A 22,176-nucleotide genomic window follows, 5' to 3' on the forward strand; every position below is an offset into this window, starting at 1 on the left:
ATGAGTTTCCCAGCCCAGCCCTTGAACAGGGAACCCACCTCCTTTCCCGGACAAGTCCTCTACAACGACGACTTAAACAAGCTCCTGGACGTTCTGCCCGCAGCCATCCGGGAGCGGCTGCAGCAGCATCCTCACTTAAATCAGCTGGTGGAGGTGGTGCTGGATCTGGGCCGCCGCCCGGAAGCCCGTTTCCCCGGCTTTGCGGAGTACCTCTCCGAGGAAGTAGTTAGCCGCGCCGACCTGGATTTGGTCATCAGCCAAGTGGGGGAGTTTAGCAGCGACAACCGGGCTGGCATTGCCTCAACACTGCACCGGATTAGCGCCATCCGCAACCGCCAGGGCACGATCATCGGCCTCACCTGTCGGGTGGGCCGTTGCGTGGTCGGTGTCATCAACATGATCCGGGATCTGGTGGAGCAGGGCCGCTCAATGCTGTTGCTAGGCCGGCCAGGAGTAGGCAAAACCACTGCCCTGCGGGAAATTGCCCGCGTTTTGGCAGACGAGCTGCACAAGCGGGTCATCATCATCGACACCTCTAACGAGATTGCCGGGGATGGCGACGTGCCCCACCCAGGGATCGGTCGGGCCAGACGCATGCAGGTGGCCAGCCCAGAGCTGCAGCACAAGGTGATGATCGAGGCGGTGGAAAACCACATGCCGGAAGTGGTGATCATCGACGAGATTGGCACAGAGTTGGAAGCTTTAGCCTCCCGCACCATTGCCGAGCGAGGGGTGCAACTGGTGGCCACTGCCCATGGCAACCGCATCGAAAACCTGATTAAAAACCCCACCCTCTCGGATCTAATAGGCGGGATCCAATCCGTCACGCTGGGGGACGAGGAGGCACGGCGGCGGGGCTGTCAGAAGAGTGTCCTGGAGCGCAAGGCTCCCCCGACTTTTGAGATTGCGGTGGAGATGCTAGAGCGGCATCGCTGGGTCATCCACGAAGATGTGGCAGCCACAGTGGATTGCCTCCTACGTAACCGCGAGGCGTCAATCCAAATACGCAGCCTGGACGAACGCGGCCAAGTGGTGATTGTGCGCAGTACCACTGGCATGAACGGACGCTCAAGCCTCTCGCGACTCCAGTGGCCCCCTGCCGACACTGCCCTGTTTGCTGGGGGGGGCACTTGGGGATCCTCCGGCCGCCTGGAGCCTTTACCTTTGGAACCGGTTGCGACCCGTCTGCAGCAACCTGGATTGTCCTTAGCGAGGGAGGAAGAACCTACCTCCTCCGCGGGGTCGCTAGCCAGCCCCCGGTCAGAGTCCAAAGCCGAGGAGGAAAAGGAAGCGGAGCTCCCGCAAGACCCGGAGGGGCCCTTGAGGATCTACCCCTATGGGGTTAGCCGTTTCCACCTAGAGCAGGTCATCCGGACCCTGCAGCTGCCGGCGCAGGTTACCAAAGACCTGGATGAGGCCGATATTGTCTTGGCTTTGCGATCCCAGGTGCGCAGCCGCTCCAAGATTCAGCAACTGGCCCACTCCCGCCAGATCCCCATTCATACCGTTAAGGCCAATACCCTGATTGCTCTGGCCGGCGCCCTGCGCCGCATCCTCAACATTGAAAGTGAGGAGGGGGCCCAGTCAGACCTGGAGCTGTTTATTCAGGCTAGCACAGCAGAAGAAGCAGAAGCTCTGGAAGAAGCTCGCCTGGCGGTGGAGCAAATCGTCATCCCCAAGTCGCAGCCGGTGGAACTCCTACCCCGCTCTGCCCACATCCGCAAGCTGCAGCATCAGCTGGTTGAGTCCTATCACTTGCGCGCTCAGAGCTTTGGCGAAGAGCCCAACCGCCGCCTACGCATCTATCCCAACTAGGCTAGCCGGCAGCCGGCAATCATCCCCGCCAGCAGGATAAAGCCTTGCACCACGTTCTCGCCAAAGATAGCTGGGTAGAGGCTGGGGGAGGAATGGACCCGGTGAAGCTGCCAGGTTTGCCGAGCCCAGAGGCCGGCGGCAACTGCCAGGCTGAGGAAATAGATCGCGTGCAACTGTAGGCTAAGCCCCACCCCCAAGAGGGCAATGGTGGTGCCTAGGAAAAAGAGCCCCACCGCCCTTGGGGTTTGCCGGCCAAAGAAACGGGCGCTGGAGTGGATCCCAGCTCGCTCGTCGTCTTCGCGATCCGAGAGCGCATAAACCGTATCAAACCCAAGGGTCCACAGCACCGTGGCCAGCCACAGCCAGCCCAGCCCCTCCTCCCACAGGGGTAGTTGGGGATCCTGACCTCTCACCGCTGTCCAACTGATGAGCACGGCAAATCCCCAGGCCAACGCCAGGATCAGTTGGGGCACTGGAAAAACCCGCTTGGCCCCTGGGTAGAGCAAAATCACCGGCACCGCTGCCACGCAGAGGGCAAAGCTAACGGGGTTGAGCAACAGCGCCAGCCCTCCCGCACAGGCCAAGCAGAGCAACGCCATTGCGATGCCGACGCCAACACTCAATTCGCGGCTGGCTAGGGGGCGGGTGCGGGTGCGCTCCACCAACGGATCCAAGTCCCGATCCCAGAGGTCGTTGATGACACAGCCTGCCCCGCTAGCGGCCAAACTGCCTAGAACGAGAATCCCGACCAATGGCCAAGGCGGCGCTCCGCGTCCGGCTAGGAAAGCTCCCCACAGAGCAGGGATCATCAAAATCAAGCGTCCTGCCGGCTTGTGCCAGCGCAGCAACCGTAAAATTGCTCCGCCCCTAGTCCAGAGTGCAGAAAGAGAAGCAAGCATGTCCGGCCAGGCCAGTGGCTTCGGCTCCGCCCCAATCTTAAATCATCCTGAACCAACCGATGTTGGAACTTTTGAGGTTCCACCGGCCGTCTTAGAGCCTTGAATCGCGGTTTGGGACCTTTCTCCCCTCTGTTGGCCAACCCTGAAGTTTGATATCCTAGCGGGCGGCTGCTTTTTCCCTGGGAGAGCAAGGCGGAGTTTGCTTTCCATGACCAGTCAACTTCCCCAAGCTAAGGAAGCTTCCCCCCTTCAGGAGACTCTGCTGGTGGTGGAGGATGAGGATGCGATCCGGGAAACCGTTGCCCTTGCTCTGGAAGAACAGGGGTACAGAGTCTTGCAAGCTGCCGACGGCCGGGAGGCACTAGAGCTGGTGCATACAGCCGAGCGGCTGGACTTGATGATCCTCGATCTGATGCTGCCCAGTTTGAATGGCTTGGATCTGTGCCGGCTGTTGCGTAGGGAGGGTAACGCCCTTCCTATTTTGATGCTGACGGCCAAAAGCAGCGAGACTGACCGGGTGGTGGGCCTGGAGCTGGGGGCCGACGACTACCTAACTAAACCCTTTGGCATGCGGGAGCTGATTGCCCGCTGCCGCTCTGTGTTGCGCCGTCGGCAGCAGGCTTACACCAGCGAGGCCACAGTGCTCCGCTACGGGGATATTTGCCTGTTTACCCAGGAGTGCCGCGTGTTGGTGCGGGGGGTGGAGGTCAGTTTCTCGCCTAAAGAGTTCCGCCTGTTGGAGCTGTTCATGTCCCATCCCCGCCGCGTCTGGACGCGGGAACAGCTTCTGGAGCGGGTCTGGGGATCCGACTACATGGGCGACAGCAAAACCGTGGATGTTCACATCCGCTGGCTGCGAGAAAAGCTGGAGGTGGATCCCAGTAACCCCGAGTATTTGGTAACGGTGCGCGGCTTTGGCTATCGCTTTGGCTAGGTTTGGGAGCTTCTCTCGCGCCAGCGGCGGGCAAAGGAGAGGGCCTCGGCGCGGGTTTGGATCTGGCCCCAAGCTTGGGCCTCCTGGAGCTCTTGCAACAGCTGGCCTACCCAGGGGCCGGGTTGACCGCCTAGGGTGTGCAGTAGGTCGCAACCATCCAGCAGGGGCACCAGATGGGCCAGGGGATCCTGGGGATCTTCGTAGCGGCTAAGCCAAAGCTGGATCGTCTCTGCCGAGCTGCCGGTGGCTGCAGCCAGCAGGGCTAGGCCGCCAAAGAGGGATCCCGCCTGCTGGTAGAGCCGCCACTGCTGGGGAGGGGTGGGGGAGCTGGCCAAAAGCCTCTGGAAGTGGGGCAGAAGCTGGTGCAGCCTTTGGACGGCCCGCATCTCGGCCCGGCTAAAGCGCAGCCGTTCCAGTTCGGTTTCCACCGTCTCGGCAGGGGTGCCTGCCGGATCCCAGAGCAGGGCTGCCAACACCGTCGCCAACAGGCTGCTGCGCCGATCCGCCAAAGGCTGGGCCAGCTCCGCCAGAGTGCGGGGGTACTGGGGTTGCCAGATCTCGGCCCATTGCCAGACGGCTTGGGCCTGGGCAAAGCCGGGGCTCTGGGGGGCTAGGCGGGGCAGCCAAGCCGCCAGCAGACCTGCCGCCACGGCTGCCTGCAGGTGGGCCAGGCCCGGGATCCCCGTCTCCAACAGGGTCACCACCTCGGCCCGCACCCGTTCTGCTGCCACATTGGCCAAGAGGGGAGCCCGCTGGCGAATCGCCTCTGCCGTGGCCGGATCCAGAGCAAACCCCAGTTGGGCTGCTTGGCGATAGGCCCGCAACAGCCGCACCGGATCGGCGCTGAGGTTGTCGGGGTGAACCATGCGCAGACACCCCTGCTGAATGTCCGCCCGCCCCCCTGTGGGATCCAACAGTTGCCCCTCCCGGAGCTCCAGGGCCAGGGCATTGCAGGTGAAGTCCCGTTGCCGCAGATCCGCCTCTGGGGTGGGGCCCGCCTGCAGGGCTACGTCCAACGTCGCCGCTGTGGGAGGGGAAGCCCCTCCTTGGCCCAGCACGATGCGGGCAATCTGTCGCTCCGCATCTAGCACCACAAAGCCGGCTTTCAGCCGCCGCGCCACCCCTGCTGCCCACCCCACCGGATCCGCCGGACACATTAAATCCAAATCCACTGGCCCCTTGGAGTCTCCAGACTGGCCTCGCAGCCAAGCCAGGTAGGCATCCCGCAGGGAGCCCCCCACCCAGTAGCTCCCCTGGGGCAGCCACTCTTTGGGAAAGGGCAGCCGTTGGTGGAAATAGGCCAGCAGCCACTCGGTCAGCAGGGCTTCGCTCATCGATTTTGCACAGGGGGAAACTTTGATTTAAAGGCTAGGATCCCCAGAGCACAAGTACTTGGCCAGGCCGTGCCTGCACCTAACCGCTGGGCAAAAACAGGCGCTAACTGTGGCCTGCCCCCCGCCTAGAGTCCTTTTGCCTAACGCTCCAGCAGCGAGCTGCCCACCGCAGCCGGCACAAAAGCAGGTGCTGAAGGAACCAGATGGGGCTGCACCAGAGCTGCCAGGCCAGCAATAAACAGCGGGTCAGTGTTCAAAGCGGGCACACGGCGAAAATCGCGGATCCCAGCCCGGTGGGCCAGCTCTCGATACTCGATGTCGATCTCTTGCAGGGTCTCGATGTGCTCTGAGACAAAGCTAATCGGCACCACCAGCAGTTGCTTTACTCCCCGCGCGCCTAGCTCTGGGATTACTCTCTCGGTGTAGGGCTGCAGCCAGCGCAGCGAGCCCACCCGGCTCTGGTAGGAGAGCGTGTAGCCATTTGGGCGTCCCACCTGGCGCCAGATGAGCTCGACGCAGGCCTCCATCTCTTGCTGGTAGGGATCCCCGGCCTGGGTGACGTAGCTTTCGGGAATGCCGTGAGCGCTAAAGAGCACATGCACTTCTAGGGGATCCTCGAAGGCGTCCAACTGCTCCCGGATGGCCCTAGCCATGGCCTGGACATACTGGGGCTGATCGTACCAGGAACAGATCTGGCGGCGCTCGATGCGGGCCAGCTCTGGGTCTTCGGCCCAGAGGCGATCCAGGAGCTTGAAGCTGGAGCCAGTTGTGCTGATGGAGTACTGCGGGTACAGCGGCAGCACCACCAGGCGGGTGATCCCGTCCGACTTGATCTGCTGCACCACAGACTCTATGAGCGGGTGCCAGTAGCGCATGGCGACATACACTGGCACGTCGTAGCCCGCCGCCACCAGTTGGGCCTGCAGCTTTCGGGCCTGTTCAGCGGTGATGCGCCGCAAAGGAGATCCCCCCCCGATGGCAGCGTAGTTGCGCCGGGATTTGGGCGCTCGCAGGATGGAGATGGCCCAGGCAAATGCCCCCTGCAAAAAGGGAAAGGGCAGCCGGATGAGCTCCGGATCGGCAAAGAGGTTGTAGAGAAAGGGCTGCACATCAGCCTGCGTTTCTGGCCCCCCCAAGTTCAGCAGGAGCACGCCGCATTTGGACATAACAAGCTCAATGACCTTCCTTATCCACTGTAGAAGGTCTTAGCCTCTAGCGAGAAAGGAGTTCTCAGCTTTCCGTGGGTCGGATCGTCTCCCCACCCTCTACTCCGCTGCTCTTGGGTCGGCGTTAGAACTCTTGGCCGCGGTAAACCCGCTGCAGGGCTGGCGTGACCGAATAGCTATCGACATCGGCCAGGCTCAACTTCAAGCGCAGCGTATTGAGCAACTTCCAGTAGGGGGGCACAAAAGGGGTTAAGGACTCCGTCCCGCTGACGCGAACGGGAAAGGGTTGATGGGGGAGGGAGTGGGCAACCCTCTCCAGAGGGCAGCCACGGTAGCGGAGCAAGCTAGACCCGACCAGGGAAGCTGAGGATTCCCCTTGGCTGGGATCCACCGTCAGGCCGCGAAACTGGATCGCCCCTGGACGAGAGGCTTGTCGATAGCGCAGGTAGCGACCCCAGAGTTGTGCCAGCCACTCCGGCAAAGCCTCAGGCCGAACGTGGAAGCGCTCCGGCAACAGACGGTCGTTGAGAAAGCCGATGAGCCCAGACCAGGCCTTCCAGAGCAAGGCGGCGACGAGGCGAGTAGGGGGAGAGGATGAGATTTTCATAGATCTCTGCACAGCCGAGAGTTGGCGTCGATTATACCAGTCCAGAAAGGACTCCGTCCCGCTGCGCGAACGGCTGGAATGCTCGCCCTGAACGTTTTGCCGCAAAAAAGGGAAGCTGACTTTTGATCCAGCCCGTGGAGCCCCCCAAACCCAAAGGACTCCGTCCCGCTGCGCGAACGACTACAATGGGCCCAAGGCTTGTCTGCCCTTTTTCCCTGGCAAGGGAGCGGCATTGCCCAAACAAGCAGACTCTAGCGACCACTGCAGTGAGCTGAGGGACTCGAGGACATGACCTGGCGCGGCAACATCACTCCCAGCGAAAGGCCTCCGGCCCGCTGGCGCGAACGGCTGTGGGGATCCCTTCCTTACCTTCTGCCTTTGGTATCGGCTTTGCCCTTGGGCTTTGTCCCCTCGGGGCTGTTTCAATCCCTGCCAGGGCTGATCCCTATCTTTCTACCGCTACTGCATTTGTTGCCTCTGGTCACGGGCTGGCTGGGGACGGGGCTGTTCTTTGCCCTCCTCTTTTTCGTCATCCGCAACGGCCGCATCGCCCACTTTGTTCGCTTCAATACCATGCAGGCGCTGCTGCTCAACATTGCCCTGTTCTTGGTGCAAGTGCTGCTGCAGGTGTTAGGTAGGCTCCTTGGCAGCCTAGCGCTAGGGGCAGTGGGCAGCATTTTGGCCAACACTGCCCTTCTGGGAGTGATGGCTGTCACTCTCTACGCTTGGGCCCAGAACTTGCGTGGCCGCTACGCTGAGGTGCCAGTGCTCTCTGAGGCTGCCTATGCTTGGATTCGCTATTAGTTCCCGGCAAAGAGGGAGGTAGGCCCAAGGCTGTCTGTCTGGCTAACGCCTGCTACAGAAGCTGGAAGTTGACCTGCAGCCTGGAGCTGTCGAAAACATCCGCCCGGTGCGCGAAAGGTGGGCTCTTGGAAATGGTGAAAGCGTTACGCCAACCGGGGTTGTTGGTCGGGCTTGCGCTGCTGGCCGGAGTGTTGGCCCTGCTCTGGCCAATGCTGCAGCAAGGCTATCCCATGACTCACTCCACCCACTTCAACCTCAGTTGGGCCTTTCAGTATCAGCGCCAGTTTTTCGGCGGGCAGTTTTACCCCCGCTGGCTGGAGTACTCCAACTTCGGCTACGGCAATCCCACCTTTGCCTTCTACCCGCCTTTGTGTATGGTAGCCACCCTGCCCTTTCGCGCCCTGGGGCTGGACCTGCCTGGATCCCTGGTGGCCAGCATGGGTCTGGCGATGGCGGTCTTTGGGCTGGGGCTATACGTTCTGCTGCGGCAGGTGCTTCCTTGGGCTTTGGCGCTGGTCTTGGCCCTGCTGAGCATGGCCGGCCCCTATTGGTTGGTGGATATCTACCAACGGGGTGCAATTGGAGAAGTGTGGGCCATTGCCGTCTCCCCCTGGGTTTTCTGGGCCTCGCTGCAGGTGATTTGCCGGCCTCAGTCCCTCTGGCCGATCGGGGCTTTGGCTCTGAGCTATGGCCTACTAGCGCTCTCCCACCTGCCCACTTTGCTGATTTTTACTCTGGTTTGGCTGCCTCTGCCGTGGGTGGTGGGGGGAAGGGATCCCTTCTGGACTAGGGTGGGACGCTGCTACCTGGGATTTGGTCTGGGACTGGGGTGGGCGGCTTTTTATTTGCTGCCGGCTTTCTGGGATCAGCGCCATGTCCAGGTGGATTTTGTCAACTTTGCCGAGGAATACATGCCCCAGCATCGCTTAATGCTGAGCGGGCTAACTCAGCTTCAGCCGCGCTGGACAGAGCACTGGTTTGAGAGCAACCTGGTCGGGTACTGGGTCTGGATGGCAGCGGTTGTGGTGGGCGTTGGGATCTTAGTTTTTCTAGAATGGCTGGTCCGCCGGCCGGGGAGGAGTTTTGATGCGGCTGGATCCCTTGCCAGAGCTACCTTGCTCTACAGCTTTGGGGCTAGCCTAGTGGCGCTGCTGATGACGACGGATCTGCTGGCTTGGCTCTACGAGTGGTTTCTGCCCCTGCAACGCATTCAATTTTCCTGGCGCTGGATGGCAGTGACGGCGGTAACCGTGCCCTGGCTTTTGGGATCTCTAGCGGGTTGGGGATGGGGGCAAAGGCGCCTGCGGCTTCTCTTGCTGGTGGGGATCGGACTGGCTATGGGGGTGCAAACTTGGCAGGGCTTTCAACTCTTGTCCAAGGCCGGCTTTGATCCGCAGCTTGTTCAAACTTTTCAAGAGCTGGCTACAGCTAAGCAGTTTCCCAAGGAGCCCCAAGAGAGGCCCGGCATTGCTTTCTTGCACCTGCACTGGCGCTTTCCCGATGGGCTGGCGCTGGTGGATGCGCAGGAATACCGGCCCCGCCAGGCCACGCTGCCCATGCCGCCCCCGCAGGTGGATCCGCTGCTCCAGTGGCAAGGCGAGCTGGAGGATCCGGCCGCGCAGCTACAGGTGGAAGAGTGGCGCTATGGCTATCGCCGCTTTCGCGCCATCAATCCCACTACTCAAGAGCAGCCCGTAGTCTTGCGCACGTTTTACTATCCCGCTTGGCGAGTTCAAATTGATGGACCGTTTAGGGCTGCCGAACACGACGGGTCGGGGCTGTTGCAGGTACGGATTCCCCCGGGAGAGCATCGCGTGGAAGTGCGCTACCTGGGCACGGCAGCCGAGTGGCTGGGCTGGATCCTGACCGGTGTAGCTGGTGTGCTGCTGGTAGAGCTGCGACGGCTTGTGCGTTGGTTGAGGTTGACCAGAGAAAAGGCGGCGTAGGCCCTGGCGTGCCACTTTTCTAGAGCGGACTTTTCTTTCTTCCTGCTTCCACAACCGGCTACTACCCCCCAGAGGGATCTCCCCCGGCTCGAGCTGACGGTAGTTGCCCCTTGCTCTTGAGAGAGCAAGCTGGGAAAGGATCCCCCTCTAGGGCTGGGTAGAACGTCAATTGAGCTTCTCTTAGGCTTGTCTCCCGGCAGAGAGAGCTTTTCTCCGCTACCCTAGAGCTAGTAAAGCAAAGAGATTGGCAGCAATGAGCCACTACGAAGGGCGGCCTGCCCAACTCGGCTTCCTCAGGGAGGGGGAGCAACGCCCCCGCCGACCGCGTGGCCAGGCCCTGCAAGTGGGAGTGCTTGGCTTCTTGGTGGGATTGGGGCTTGTGGGAGGAGCCTGGTGGTACAGCAGGGGGCCGCGGCAAACTCTTTCCCTGTATTGGCTGACCGCGGCTGACAACTCTATCTACTACGTGCAGCAGGAGCGCTCTCTTCGCGCCTTCGACGCCCAAGAGGCCATTCGTAGGGCTCTGGAGGAGTTGATCGCTGGACCCAAGGATCCCCGCCTCACCACCGCTATTCCTCCCCAGACGCGGGTACTGGATGTACGGGTGGAAGGCGACGATATCTTTTTGAACTTCTCCCCCGAATTTACGCAAGGGGGGGGATCCACCGCAATGATGGGTCGGATTGCCCAGGTACTCTACACGGTTACTAGCCAAAACCCTAATGCACGGGTTTGGATCTCCGTGGAGGGACAGGCCCTCGAAGTGCTGGGGGGAGAAGGGCTGATTCTTGACCAACCCTTGACGCGGGCCTCGTTCTTGCCCAGTTTCCCGCTTCCGGCAGAATCCAAGGCAGAGCCGTCGGCCGCATCGGCCTCTTAAGCAGCCATGCTCTCGGGGGTGGTGAAGCTATCTCCAGCGTCCGCCCTTGGCCAACCAACGGTGAAGCTGGGCCAAAAGGTGCTGCTGGTAGACCCCACCTCCGGAAGAACACCTGCGAAAGACTTCATAGGCCAGACTCATTTTCCAGCCGCTCGAGACTAGCGGGGTTGGGATCCAGCTTCAGGGAGTAGAGGCCGTAACAGGCCAGCAGCCAATTGAGAAGACGAGCTGCAATGCGGGCAGTTGGTCGCGTTGCCGAGCTTACCGCCACCCCTCCCAGGGAAACGCCGACCACAGGACGAGCAGCGAAGATGGCCTCACAAGTTTGTAACAACCGAAACCAGCTCAGCCCCCCTGGCTCTGGGTGGTGCACTGCTGGTGCTAGCGAGGGATCCAGCACGCTACAGTCCACCACCAAAAACACTGGCTGCTCCGGCAAAGCCTCGACGACCTGCTGCGGATCCCAGGCCTCTTGAGCCCAGAAAATGGGGCTGTGGTGGTCTCTTAGCCAAGCGTAGGCGCGGGCACTGCTGCTGCGCAGCCCCACGTGCACTACCGGCAGGCCGTGCTGGTAGAGCAGCTCTACCCAAGCGCCGTTGCCGTAGCTCATATCTTGATCTGGCTGGGTCATCTCTATGGGGGGCATGAAGTTGGCATGAGCGCTGCAATGCACCACACTGAGACTCAAGTAGTGCTTCCAAAGGGCACGAATGGCCCCCCAACTGGCTGCTAGAACCGAAGGCAACAAGACCGGCCACTGTTGTCGTCGCCAGGCCTGGGTCACTGCTGCCTCACACAGGCCATAGGGTGGCTCATCCATCAGCCCCGGCAACTGCGCCACCGCCAGCTGATCCACATCGATCCCCAAGCGCGGCTCAAAAGCACACAGTTCTGCGCCTGCATTGAGGATGGTCAACGGAGCTTGGGTATCCGGGCCAAAGGCAGTGGGAATGAGGAGAACCCTGGCGCTGGACTGGGAGCAGGGATGGAGGGACCACTGGGCCATAGGCGGCGTTTCTGCTTGCCAAAGGGGGGATCCCTACCAAGTTACTCGACCCCGCAGTTGCTCCATCTTGGCTGGGCCGATGCCCTTAACGCGCTGCAGATCCTCCAAAGAAGAAAAGGGGCGGGCCTCGATAATCCGTTGCGCCAGGTCTGGGCCGATGCCAGGCAACTGCTCCAGTTCGGCTGCCGTGGCTGTGTTCAAGTTAATGCGAGGGGGACTGGGGGTAGCTAGCGAAGGGGAGGACCTCGAGGTGGCCTCTAGCAGCTCCGGCTCTACTGTGGGGGAAGTAGGGGCAAGCGGAAGGGGGTTGGGGCAGCGGCGGGCTGCTTCCTCTACTTCCTCCCGCAAGCGACGGCTGGGGCCAAAGCGGGCCTCGGCCAGGAGCCGCTCGAACTCTCGCACAAAGTGATCCACCACCTGCCTATTGCGGATAATCAAGAGGTTTTCGTCGTTGAGGTGGTTGGCCGAGACTGACCAGTTGTGGGAGCCGGTGATCACCGTGGCCTGGGGGGTGCCGGGATCGAGAATAGCGAACTTGTGGTGTAGCTTGTCGCCGGGGGCGAGGTTGGGTATGCCTATGGCTTGGGGGGGCTGCTGCCAGGGCAGGCGGGCCGGATCCAGGCGGCAGTTTTCGTCTGGAAGCGCCAACCCCCACATCTCTAGGGTGCGGCTGTAGTCGCGGAAGGCAAAGCCAGGATCGAACAGGCCGCGGATCTCCACCTTGCGCTCCTGGTGCAGTTGCCGGAGCTGGTTGGCAATGCCAGAGTCGGTAAAGACAAACAGAGCCAGATCCACCCGCTTCTGCGCTTGGGCCAGGGTGGCCGCAATAATGCCATTAGAAGTAGCTTCATAGGGCAGGGAACGACTGGCGGGGGAAAAATGCACCTCCACGACAGCATCGTCAATCAACACCGTCTGCAGGGGTCGCTTGCGCTTTTGCACGCCAAAGCGGCTATCGGGCAGCCCTCCCGGCCCGTCCCCCCACATGAGGTTGAACTCCTCCGTATAGATGCGGGCCAGCTCGGGGCTATCCAGTAGCAGCAGGTGGTTGGCATTGCCCACGCTGCCAGGAGCATCGAAATCCCCATGGATATCGGAGAGGGTGAAATTGGCTGAGCCAGTCAGCACCCGCTGCCCGTCGATAACCACGAACTTGTGATGCATCAAGCCGCTGCCCTTGGAGCCGTCGGCGGTGTCGTCCAGCCAGGGCACCTGGCCTCTATCCAGCAAGGCGTACACATCCCGGCTGGCGACCTCCTCGGGGGAAAACCGCCCGTCCCGGTTTACATCCACCAGACGGCGATACTCTTCGAACTTTTGACGGCTGCGCTCGTCCAGCGCCTGCACTTCGGCAGGGGTCAGCCGGTGCCAGGCCCGCACGTAGGTGTTTTCGGTAATCACGCGCACTGGGATCCCGGCCTGCCGCCGCTCTGCAAGGGCCTGGGCGATGAGGGGCAAGTTGAGCTCCTGTACCGCCACATCCACCGACCGCCGAGCAGAACGAATCTGGGAGATAATCAACTCCTCCAGGTTGTAGCCGTAGCGGTGGATCTGGCGATAGGGATCCCGATAGGTGCTCTCGCGGCTTTGGTTAAACGCCACCCGGATGCGAGGGTGCTGCGGCAGAGGGGCCAGGGTGGGCAGCTCTGGTTCTTGGGGAGAGGGCCGAGGGCCTACCCAGTAGCCAACTGCTACCAGGATCAACAGCAGGGCGGCCCAGGGCAGCCAACGGCGCAGTTGCCGCCACCAAGACGGGATCCGGTTCATCCCCTTTTCCCCTTGCAGCAACCCCCTTCAGAATACCGAACTTTGCCGAAAAACTGGGCATAAAGCCCCGTCCTACATTCGAGCCGTCAACGGCCTCATCTACGTCATCGCCAGAGCTTTGGGGCAATAAGATAAGTCTAGCGGTTGATTGAGGAGGCCCGGCGTGGAACGGCCCAAGTGGGTAGCTATTATTACGGGAGTTCTGGCCATTGCTCTGGGGGTGGGCTATTTGTTGCTGACGCAGCTATTGGATTACCGCGGGGGTAAGTTCTTGCCAGCGCCGTCGGAGCCACCAGGGGTCTTGAGCGTCTTGGCAGGGATCCCTGGCCTGAATTAGCTGAGAGCGATTGACTGTATGCTCAGCTACAGCACGCTCCCTGCTCAAGAAGCGGCTGGGGGGAGATAGGGAAACATTTGGGCAGACGGGGAGTTGGCATAGTGTTGTCGCGCTCCACTTGGCTGTGGTTATTAACAGGGCTAGGACTAGTGGCCTTGAGCCAGTACCTGCAGTGGGTTGGCGGCATCCACAGCTCTATCGCCTCCTACTCGGAACCGCTGGCCGACCTGACCGTGGCCGGCATTCTGGGAGGAACGGTGACTACGGGGCTGGTGGTGCGCCACTGGTGGCAGCAGGTTTGCCGAGGACAAAAGGAACCCCCCCCAGGGGCCAAGCCGCAGCGGCGGGTTAAGTTGACGCGGGCTCAGGTGCAGGCAGATCTGCAGGATGTCGATTCCCTTATCCAGAAGTTGCAAAACGACATCAGCCGCCGTGCCCTGCAAGCCAAGAAACAGGAGATCGATCGGCGGCTGGCTGAGGAGGCATTGCACCTAGTGGTGTTTGGCACGGCTTCTGCTGGCAAAACCTCTCTCATCAACGCTCTACTGGGGCGACCGGTTGGGGAAACTGCCCCCACTCTGGGCACCACCCAGCAGGGCTCCGTTCACACCTATCAACTGGAAGGTTGGAACAGCCCCATTTACCTCACCGATACCCCTGGGCTATTGACCATCGGCGGTGCCGGCGAAGCAGAGGCCCGCGCCCTCGCCCAGAAAGCGGATCTGTTGATTGTGGTGGTGGCCGGGGATCTGCTGGCTTCAGAATACGCGGAGCTGCTGGAGTTGGCTCGGTTGGGGAAAGCCACTATCCTAGCCCTCAACAAGACGGATCAAATGCTGCCGGAAGATGTGGAGACCGTCCTAACCCACCTGCGCCGCCGCACTGCCGGTGTCATCCCTCCTGAGCAGGTGGTGGCCATCGCCGCTGACCCCGAGCCCTTGAAAGTCCGCTACTGCTTCCCGGACGGATCCCGTCAGGAGACCTGGGAGCCCCAGCCCCCTGATACCGCCGCCCTCATCCAGCAGATGGCCCGCCTACTGCAGCAAAAGGGATCCCATCTGCGCCTAGCCAACGCCCTGCTGCAAACCCGAACCTTGAGCGAGGCTGTCCAGCAAGCCCTGCGGGAAGAGCGCTGCCAACGGGGCCGCCAGATCGTGGAGCGGATGCAGTGGGCAACGGCTGCAGCTCTGGCGGTAACCCCCCTCCCTGCCTTGGATGTCCTAGCGGGGGTGGCCATTCAGGCCCGCATGATTGGAGAGCTGCACCAAGTCTTCGATCGCCGCATTACCCTGCAGCAGGCTCAGGCAATTGCTCACCGGTTGGCCCAAATGATTGTGCAACTGGGCGGACTGGAGCTAGCTACCCATGCCTTCAGCTCTGCCCTCAAAGCCAGCCCCTGGATGCTCATGGGGATCCCTCTGCAGGCAGCTAGCGGGGCCTATCTGACGCGGGTGGCAGGGCTCAGCTACCTGGAGTGGCTGCAGTCAGGGGATCCCTGGCAGGAGGAGCTCCTGCAAGAGCGGCTGAGGCAGCAGCTCCAGAACGGCCATCCCCTGGCTTTCCTCAGACAGTTAGCTCGCCAGGCCCCCTCCAGCTCCAGCAGCTAGCCGAAGACTTTTCCAAGAACCCGCTAGGAAACCAGCAGGGCTGACGGGACTGGGCGGATTTGAACCGCCGACCTAGCGCTTAGGAGGCGCTTGCTCTATCCAGGCTGAGCTACAGCCCCAGGTCAGGTACCTCACTGATACTAGCAGAGAGGCTAGGGGGTATCGCCGCAAGGCTGCCGAGCAATAGCGTTCTTATGGAATTGCTGGAACAAAGGCTTTGCTTTCTGACACAAAACCCAACGCGGCGGCTCACCCCAGCAGTACTCTTTTTTCCAAATGGGCAAGCGCTCCTTGATTGCATCAATGATGTAACGTGCTCCAGCAAAAGCGGCGCCGCGATGTTCAGCTGTAGCACCAACCCAAACCGCAATATCACCAATTGCAAGATGACCCTGGCGGTGACAGGCAACAGCACCGCAGAGGCCAAACTTGGCGTGGGCTTCTCGGAGGATCTTCTCGCCCTCCTTCTGGGCAAGGATCTCGTAGACTTCGTACTCCAAGCTGAGAACAGGTTTGCCCTGGCTGTGGTTGCGTACCCAGCCCTCGAAGGTTACTAAGGCACCCGCTGTGTTATTGACGAGCAAACGACTGAGTTCAGCTGGCTGGATGGTGCTATCCACAATTAGAAAACGCAGCATTTAGCCCCCACAAACTGGTGGAATGAAAACTACCAAGGCACCTTCATCTATCGGCCTAGTCAAGTCACAGAACTCATGATTGACAGCAACCTTAACGTCCTCCGCTGCTAGCGAAAATCCATACTTTGCTTGCAGCTGCTGATAGAGCTCTAGGTAGTTTGCTGCACTGGTTTGCAGCACTTCGCTGCTCCGCTGAGCCTGTTCCCGCAGCACTGCTACATATTGAATTGTTACGGTCTTACCTAGGACAGATTGAGTTACCATGGCTGCAACTACCCCAAACTGATTGGAAAGTGGCATACTCCTCGGCGGTATTGACGTTCATGAGCTCGACCTCATGGTTGGGGGTAACTAGGGTGCAGGGCTGCCTGCTGAGGATTTCCACAGGGCAGTACACCCCTTCCGCGTAAGCCCTTTCTAGTACCGCTGCAGCTTGAGGAGTATAGATGGCGCAAAGAGCTTCCGGGAAGCCGCGCTCGGGGTTAACATAGCAAGTTGCGATTGTTTCGGCTTGGTAGTGATCCAGCAGCTTTTGGATTGTTTCTGACCGAAGGTTCAGTAGATCACAGGCAACAACCAACCAGTTAGCTTCAGGATGAGTATTCAAGGCAGTCAATAGGCCACTGATCGGGCCAACGCTTTCTACTAGATCTGGTAGTGTGGGCAAGAGCTCTAGAGCTGTGCCCGACCACTGACCGGCACGCGCTGACAAGTAAACCTGCTGGCAGTAGGGCTGCAGCAGTTCATAGAGATAGGCGGCGTGGGGTTTGCCAAAAGGGTTCAGCAGCGCTTTATCGCGACCCATGCGCTTGCTACGTCCCCCTGTGAGCACCAAGCCATAGAGGGGACGTTCCAGGAGGGCGTTTTTGCCGCCGGACTTAGTTACTAGGCGGGTCTCCTGGATGCAGATATGGGGCGACACCGACTTGCACATGTCATAGATTGTCAGCGCTGCTGTTGCCGCACCACAGAGAGCTTCCATTTCAACCCCTGTCTTAGCGCTGGTCTTGACAGTGCAGTGGATGGTTACAAGCAAGTGATCATCAATTGTGATATCAAAGGTGCAGTCTTCAACAGGGATCTGATGACAAAAGGGGATCAGTTGGTCAGTTCTTTTAACAGCCATTGTACCGGCAATGGTTGCTGTCTGAAATACCGGTCCTTTTTTCAGGTGGATATCTTGGCCAACAACATAGGATCTGAGAGCAGGTGGCAGTTGAACTCTTGCCCGTGCTGTGGCCGTTCGCAAAGACACCGATTTGTGGCTAATATCTACCATATGCGGATAGCCTTGAGCATTAAGATGGGCCCATGTACGATCAGCTTTGTCCATAGAGCTAGCCCCCTAAGCCGTACATTGGGTGTGAGACCTGCTCAACCCGGCGCAGTGGTTTCATCCCCAAAAGCTGCTGGTAAATTTGCTGACGTTGGCCTGGTGTTTTGTCTCGAACCGAGAGACCCTCCTCACTAAATAGGCAGGCAAAGAGACGACCATCAGCTGTCAAGCGCCACCGGGAACAGCTGCTGCAGAAGGGCTGAGACTCAGAGGCAATAAATCCAACTTTAACATTCTCGTCGATTGTAAAGTAAAACGCTGTCGAATCAGGTGCCGCTGGAAGGGGGGTTAGAGTATAGCGTTCTTGCAGACGGGCAATGCACTCTTGTGCTGAAACGTAGTGTTCTTCATAGAGAGAGTTGGCATAGCCGACCCGCATCAGCTCCAGAAAGCGAACTGTCACGCCTGTCTTGCGGGCAAACTCAACGAAATCAAATAGCTCGCAATCGTTGATCCCCCGCATTACAACCGTATTGACTTTGAGGCTAAATCCCCGGGCAATACCCTCCTGGATATTACGGAGAATATCCGCCAGGCAGTCGCGACGGGCAATTGCAGCTTGGGTGGAGGGCTGTAGGCTATCGAGGCTAACATTAAGGTTGAGAACGTTGGCAGCCTTGAGAACGTCCCAGTAGCGGTGGAGCAGCAGGCCATTGGTTGTTAGGCTGAGGGACGGGATCTTCAGCTTGGCAAGTTCCTGAATGACTTCATCAAAGTCTTGCCGAACCAGAGGCTCACCACCTGTAATGCGAACTTCTTCAATGCCATAGTCCAGCAACTCGCCAATAATTTCTTTGTATTGCTGCGGAGTTAAGTAGCTACTTTTGTCCAGAAATTCTGGATGCAAAGGCATGCAGTAGCGGCAGCGAAGGTTGCATTGATCGGTTAGAGAAACCCTTAGCTTGCGAATGCGACGATTCCATTGATCCACTAGCTGCATCTTAGTACCACGGATAGAATTGGATGCTTTGCTCGGGGCTGAGGATAGTTTGAGCCGGGGGTAACTCTACAAAGCCATCGCTGTCTGTTAGAGCGATGAAGTCTCCGGAGTTGTTAGGCATAATCGGTGTAAAGACTCGGTTGGCGCTCATCTTAACGGGCACAAAAAGAGTGAGATTGGGTTTGAAGGTAATGACTTCACTTAGGTGCCCAGAGTCAGTGTTACGGTTGAGGAGATAACGATGCAAACATACAAGAGCTGAGATGGGGTTGCCTGGGAGGCCCCAAACTATAGTATTGGCCTGATGGTCGATGCCAAACCACATTGGCTTGCCTGGCTTTTGCGCCACGCCGTGGATGTAGGCAGTAACACCACAGCTTTGCCAGATGGCCGGCAAGTAGTCACACTTTCCCCTTGAAACACCCCCAGAGTAAATCAAGAGGTCGTAGTTTGGGGTATTGGCTTGGTAGTGGGTGGCAATGGCAGCAGGATCGTCCGGAAGGTGATCGGTCTCAACCTCGGTATACCCGTAGGCAAGAAGAGCCGCTCGGAGGGCCTCAGCGTTGGAGCGCCGCAGTTGGTAGGGTGCAGGGGTTTGCTCAATGGGAATCAATTCGCTGCCAGTTGCCACAACTTTGATGCGAGGAGTCCTCTCAACTTGGATGCGGCTGTAGCCAAAGGAGGCCAAGATCCCGACGTGGATGCTCTTGAGGGTAATGCCGGGGCGGAGAACCAGCGCTCCTGCAGAACAATCGCTACCTTGGGGATGAACAAAATCACCCCTGTTGCGTTCGACTTCCTGGATGATGGTGGCAATTCCTCCCTCGATACGAATTTGCTCGTAGGGAATGACGAGATCACTACCCAGCGGCAGGGCACAGCCAGTCATCACTTCCAAGCACTGCTGCGGATCGGGCAGGGTGGCAGGGCTTGTCCCCGCAGGGGCTATGCCTGCAACAGCAAAGCTTCGCTGCCCAGCAGCATAAGCGGCATAGTTGATGGCGATACCGTCCATCAGGACCCGGTTAATTGGCGGGTAGTCCCGATCGGCGTAGATCGGCTCTGCCAAAACCCGGCCCACACAGCTTGCAATCGGGATCGACTCGGTTTTGGCTGGCAGCCAGTGGTCTTTAATAATGGCTTCAGCTTCCTGGACAGTGACCATAGGTGTGGGGTGCGGAAAATTCCTGAAAGGCGGGTAGGAAATTGCGGTTTTCGTGGCCAGGGCGACTGAGCTTAATGAGGGCAAAGCGCTGCAACGGGGTCAGCTTTTGCCATAGCTCAAGAGTCAGCACGACCCCCTTGGCTGCCGCCTGCTCAAGAACGCAGTCAGGGATGGTGGTAGCGTCTTCCCAGGCAGGGTTTGGATCAACAGTTACCTCAGCGGCCTGCTCTTGGCAGACACTTTCGATAAGGTGAATTAGGTAGGCGCGGTAGGCAGCTCGGTTGTCAGCAGTATCCGTTGGCAGGTCAACCAAACTTTGGCGCTGCTGGTAACTAAAACGCAGCCACTGATGTAACTTGAGCTTGATGCCGCACTGATCGAGCTTTAAGCGCACGATCATGGGAATGCAGCGAAGGCTGTCGGCAAAGTCTTGCTCAAACTTAAAGATCATTTTGGTGGCCGCTCGATGCGACTAAGCTTGACGGCACAGGCTTTGAGTTCAGGTTGCTTTGAGCTGGGGCAGGCAACCGGGTGGGTGAGAGCGTTACAGCTTGTATCATTGCCCCACAATGCCCCCCAGTGCATGGGCATGAACACTGTGCCAGGGCTGATGGCGCAGGTAATTTTAACCGGCAGGGTAGCCTTGCCGCGCCGTGATTCAATCCTCACCCAGTCACCCTCAGTTAGCCCTACCTTGCTGGCATCGCGGGGATGGATTTCGAGAAAGGGTTGGGGGTGCATTGCTCGGATTTTGGCGACATGTCCAGTGCGGGTTTGGGTGTGCCAATGGCCATAGAGACGTCCTGTGGTGAGGATGTAGGGATATTCAGGGTCGGGCGGCTCGGCAAGGCCGCGGGAATGGCTGGGGATAAAGCGGGCACGACCTGTGGGCGTTGGGAAACGGTGAAAGGACTCCGTCCCGCTGGCGCGATCGGTATAGAGGTTGCGGGTCTCCACTGAACCTGTGCGCGGATATGGCCATTGCTGAGGCCCCTGGCGCAGGAGCTCATGGCTGAGGCCAGACTGATCGCAGAGACGCCCGGCAGTTAGACCCACATATTCGGCAAAGACCTCAGCGCTATCGGCAAAGTCAAATGCCTTGGCAAAGCCCAGGCGGCGGCCTACTTCCGCCCAAATTTCCCAATCAGCCCGCGCTTCACCAGGAGGGTTACGCCAAGCTGGACAGAGGGTAACGCGGCGCTCCGAATTGGTCATGGTGCCTGTCTTTTCGCCCCACTGGGCAGCAGGGAGTACCAGATGGGCATAGGCAGTGCTTTCGGTGGGGAAGTAGGCGTCTTGGACAATCGTAAAGGGCGACCGCGCCAGAGCTGCTTCTACCCGACGTAGATCAGGCAGGCTCACCAGGGGATTGGTGGCGGCAATCCAGAAAATATCGAGGGCATCGGCTTCGAGGGCACGGATCATCCCCAGCGCATCAAGGCCAGGTTCAGGGTTAATTGGGCCAAGCTGCCAGTGCTGCTCCACTGCTGCCCGATCCTCTGGATTCGTAACCTTGCGGTAGCCGGGCAATAGATGTGCCAAGCCGCCCGCTTCTCGACCGCCCATAGCATTGGGCTGACCTGTTAGCGAAAAGGGCCCTGCCCCTGCAAACCCTATCTGGCCGGTGAGCAAATGGAGATTGATGAGGCTGGTCACCTTGGCCGTGCCTTCGCTGGACTGGTTAAGCCCCATCGACCACATGGAAAGCGTTTTCTGCGACTGCTGCCACAGTCGCGCAACAGCAAGTACCTCCTCAACTTCTAGGCCACAGCGGCTGGCTACTTGCTCAGGGGTGTAGTCGGCAACCAGGGCAGCATAGGCTTCAAAGCCTTCGGTGTGCTGGGCAATGAAGTCATGGTTGATGGCGCCCCACTGAATGAGTAGGTGAGCAATGCCATTGAGCAAGTCAATATCGCTACCTGGAGTAATCCTCAGATACAAATCGGCCTCCTCAGCCGTCTGCGTACGACGGGGATCCACCACAACAATCTTTAGGCTTGGGTCGCTTTTGTGGCGCTTGCGCAAGCGATTGAACAGAATTGGGTGGCATTCAGCGGTATTGGTGCCGATCAAAAAAGCCAGCTCGCAGCTATCGAGATCCGTGTAGCTACAGGGGGGGCCGTCCGAGCCGAGACTCTGGCTGTAGCCCTCTACGGCAGAAGACATGCAGAGGCGGGAATTGCTGTCGAAGTTATTGCTTCCTAGACACCCCTTAAGTAGCTTTTGGGCAATGTAGTAATCTTCGGTTAGCAACTGCCCTGAGCCGTAGATGGCAATCCTTTCGGGAGAGGTCTGGCGAATGCGCTCGACAATTAAATCCAGCGCTTGATCCCAGCTCACCGGCTGGAAATCCTCGCTGAGGCTAGGGCGATAGAGAGGCACCGTAGCCCGATTGCAATCGAGGGTTTCCAGGAGAGTCGCACCCTTAACGCAAACCATGCCCTGGCTGGACGGATGAGCTCGATCGCCGCGAATTTTTGTGCCGTCGGCCAGAATTTCTAGGCCACAACCAACCCCACAGTAGGGACAAAGGCTGCGTACGTTATCCATGTTCCCCCTCTGTTGTTACTTGGCTTGGTGTGAGCAAGGCGGCCGTAGGGAAAGAAGCTAGGGGTGTTGGGCCTAAGGCCTGCTTATCTAGCTGTCCTTGCCGCGGTTCTCACAAGTTCCAACGCCCCAGCCTAGAGACATTGACCTGGAACTTTTGTAGCTTGCGTTACTTTTTGCTCCTCACTATGCGGAAACATCATAGGAGGAATGCTTGAGCAGCATAGCCACCTCCTGCCAACTGCGGTTAGGTCTCTAGGCAAAGCAAGGGAGAAACAGGCAAGGAGTGCTCCTAAAGGCTCCGTCCTGCTAGACGAGGCGAGGAAAGTTTTAGGTCTGTAAAGGGCAACCTGAGATCAAGCTGCATAGGGGAGAAAGGCCCCCGAGTCGTTTGCACTTGGATACTGACGCTCCAAAGGGGAAGCAGACGCTGCTATGAGCTGACTTT

At 59.3% G+C, this 22,176-nt stretch carries 20 protein-coding genes and 1 tRNA gene; 7 read left to right on the forward strand and 14 right to left on the reverse strand.

Annotation, left to right across the window (positions count from 1 at the left end):
- Positions 1 to 1,815: a R3H domain-containing nucleic acid-binding protein gene (locus tag NW833_RS08500; RefSeq protein WP_414412186.1), complete on the forward strand. Its 1,815-nt coding sequence runs from the start codon at positions 1 to 3 to the stop codon at positions 1,813 to 1,815.
- Here the strand turns inward: NW833_RS08500 and NW833_RS08505 are convergent.
- A complete protein-coding gene (locus NW833_RS08505) occupies positions 1,812 to 2,714 on the reverse strand; it encodes a 4-hydroxybenzoate solanesyltransferase (RefSeq protein WP_414412187.1) in 903 nt (300 codons plus the stop codon). The genes NW833_RS08500 and NW833_RS08505 overlap by 4 nt on opposite strands.
- 208 nt (positions 2,715 to 2,922) lie before the next feature.
- On the opposite strand from NW833_RS08505, the gene NW833_RS08510 reads away from it, so the two are divergent.
- The gene (locus NW833_RS08510; protein ID WP_414412188.1) at positions 2,923 to 3,648 is read left to right on the forward strand and encodes a response regulator; all 726 of its coding nucleotides are present in this window, start codon (positions 2,923 to 2,925) and stop codon (positions 3,646 to 3,648) included.
- On the opposite strand, the gene NW833_RS08515 is transcribed toward NW833_RS08510, so the two are convergent.
- The 3 genes from NW833_RS08515 to NW833_RS08525 form a co-directional block, all read right to left on the reverse strand.
- Complete coding sequence (locus NW833_RS08515; protein WP_414412189.1) at positions 3,645 to 4,982, reverse strand: CCA tRNA nucleotidyltransferase; 1,338 nt, start codon at positions 4,980 to 4,982, stop codon at positions 3,645 to 3,647. The two genes, NW833_RS08510 and NW833_RS08515, sit on opposite strands and share 4 nt — an antisense overlap.
- A gap of 140 nt (positions 4,983 to 5,122) precedes the next feature.
- Positions 5,123 to 6,148: a ferrochelatase gene (gene hemH, locus NW833_RS08520; protein WP_414412190.1), complete on the reverse strand. Its 1,026-nt coding sequence runs from the start codon at positions 6,146 to 6,148 to the stop codon at positions 5,123 to 5,125.
- A gap of 124 nt (positions 6,149 to 6,272) precedes the next feature.
- On the reverse strand, positions 6,273 to 6,755 hold the full coding sequence (locus NW833_RS08525; protein WP_414412191.1) for a hypothetical protein: 483 nt from the start codon (positions 6,753 to 6,755) through the stop codon (positions 6,273 to 6,275).
- 288 nt (positions 6,756 to 7,043) lie between these two features.
- Between NW833_RS08525 and NW833_RS08530 the strand changes: the two genes are divergently transcribed.
- From NW833_RS08530 to NW833_RS08540, 3 genes are all read left to right on the forward strand, one after another.
- On the forward strand, positions 7,044 to 7,559 hold the full coding sequence (locus NW833_RS08530) for a Tic20 family protein (protein WP_414412192.1): 516 nt from the start codon (positions 7,044 to 7,046) through the stop codon (positions 7,557 to 7,559).
- Between the two features lie 131 nt (positions 7,560 to 7,690).
- Complete coding sequence (locus NW833_RS08535; RefSeq protein WP_414412193.1) at positions 7,691 to 9,505, forward strand: hypothetical protein; 1,815 nt, start codon at positions 7,691 to 7,693, stop codon at positions 9,503 to 9,505.
- Between the two features lie 253 nt (positions 9,506 to 9,758).
- Entirely contained in the window at positions 9,759 to 10,385 is a 627-nt protein-coding gene (locus NW833_RS08540; protein ID WP_414412194.1) for a GerMN domain-containing protein, read from the forward strand.
- A gap of 124 nt (positions 10,386 to 10,509) precedes the next feature.
- Here NW833_RS08540 and NW833_RS08545 read toward each other — a convergent pair whose 3' ends face one another.
- Entirely contained in the window at positions 10,510 to 11,391 is an 882-nt protein-coding gene (locus NW833_RS08545; RefSeq protein WP_414406286.1) for an arginase family protein, read from the reverse strand.
- Between the two features lie 33 nt (positions 11,392 to 11,424).
- Positions 11,425 to 13,158 (reverse strand): phospholipase D-like domain-containing protein, encoded by a 1,734-nt coding sequence (locus NW833_RS08550; protein WP_414412195.1) that lies wholly within the window; start codon positions 13,156 to 13,158, stop codon positions 11,425 to 11,427.
- Positions 13,159 to 13,321: 163 nt separating this feature from the next.
- On the opposite strand from NW833_RS08550, the gene NW833_RS08555 reads away from it, so the two are divergent.
- A complete protein-coding gene (locus NW833_RS08555) occupies positions 13,322 to 13,495 on the forward strand; it encodes a hypothetical protein (protein ID WP_414393095.1) in 174 nt (57 codons plus the stop codon).
- Between the two features lie 101 nt (positions 13,496 to 13,596).
- Positions 13,597 to 15,102, forward strand: coding sequence for a YcjF family protein (locus NW833_RS08560; RefSeq protein ID WP_414412196.1), 1,506 nt, complete (start codon positions 13,597 to 13,599; stop codon positions 15,100 to 15,102).
- Positions 15,103 to 15,146: 44 nt separating this feature from the next.
- Here the strand turns inward: NW833_RS08560 and NW833_RS08565 are convergent.
- The 8 genes from NW833_RS08565 to NW833_RS08600 form a co-directional block, all read right to left on the reverse strand.
- Positions 15,147 to 15,221: transfer RNA gene (locus tag NW833_RS08565), tRNA-Arg, on the reverse strand.
- Between the two features lie 33 nt (positions 15,222 to 15,254).
- Positions 15,255 to 15,740: a molybdopterin synthase catalytic subunit gene (locus tag NW833_RS08570; protein ID WP_414393099.1), complete on the reverse strand. Its 486-nt coding sequence runs from the start codon at positions 15,738 to 15,740 to the stop codon at positions 15,255 to 15,257.
- Positions 15,741 to 16,040: a MoaD/ThiS family protein gene (locus tag NW833_RS08575; RefSeq protein WP_414412197.1), complete on the reverse strand. Its 300-nt coding sequence runs from the start codon at positions 16,038 to 16,040 to the stop codon at positions 15,741 to 15,743.
- Positions 15,979 to 17,073, reverse strand: a complete 1,095-nt coding sequence (moaC, locus tag NW833_RS08580; RefSeq protein WP_414412198.1) for a cyclic pyranopterin monophosphate synthase MoaC — start codon at positions 17,071 to 17,073, stop codon at positions 15,979 to 15,981. The genes NW833_RS08575 and moaC overlap by 62 nt, the downstream gene beginning before the upstream one ends.
- 4 nt (positions 17,074 to 17,077) lie before the next feature.
- Entirely contained in the window at positions 17,078 to 18,016 is a 939-nt protein-coding gene (moaA, locus tag NW833_RS08585) for a GTP 3',8-cyclase MoaA (protein ID WP_011429091.1), read from the reverse strand.
- 1 nt (position 18,017) lies between these two features.
- Positions 18,018 to 19,181: a molybdopterin molybdotransferase MoeA gene (locus tag NW833_RS08590; RefSeq protein ID WP_099812594.1), complete on the reverse strand. Its 1,164-nt coding sequence runs from the start codon at positions 19,179 to 19,181 to the stop codon at positions 18,018 to 18,020.
- Entirely contained in the window at positions 19,159 to 19,632 is a 474-nt protein-coding gene (locus NW833_RS08595; RefSeq protein ID WP_011429093.1) for a nitrate reductase associated protein, read from the reverse strand. Before NW833_RS08595 ends, NW833_RS08590 begins: the two co-directional genes overlap by 23 nt.
- Positions 19,629 to 21,731, reverse strand: coding sequence for a molybdopterin oxidoreductase family protein (locus tag NW833_RS08600; RefSeq protein ID WP_099812593.1), 2,103 nt, complete (start codon positions 21,729 to 21,731; stop codon positions 19,629 to 19,631). Before NW833_RS08600 ends, NW833_RS08595 begins: the two co-directional genes overlap by 4 nt.
- Positions 21,732 to 22,176 lie beyond the last annotated feature (445 nt).

Origin of the sequence: Synechococcus sp. O70.1, assembly GCF_047462215.1 — a bacterium.
Taxonomy (GTDB): domain Bacteria; phylum Cyanobacteriota; class Cyanobacteriia; order Thermostichales; family Thermostichaceae; genus Thermostichus.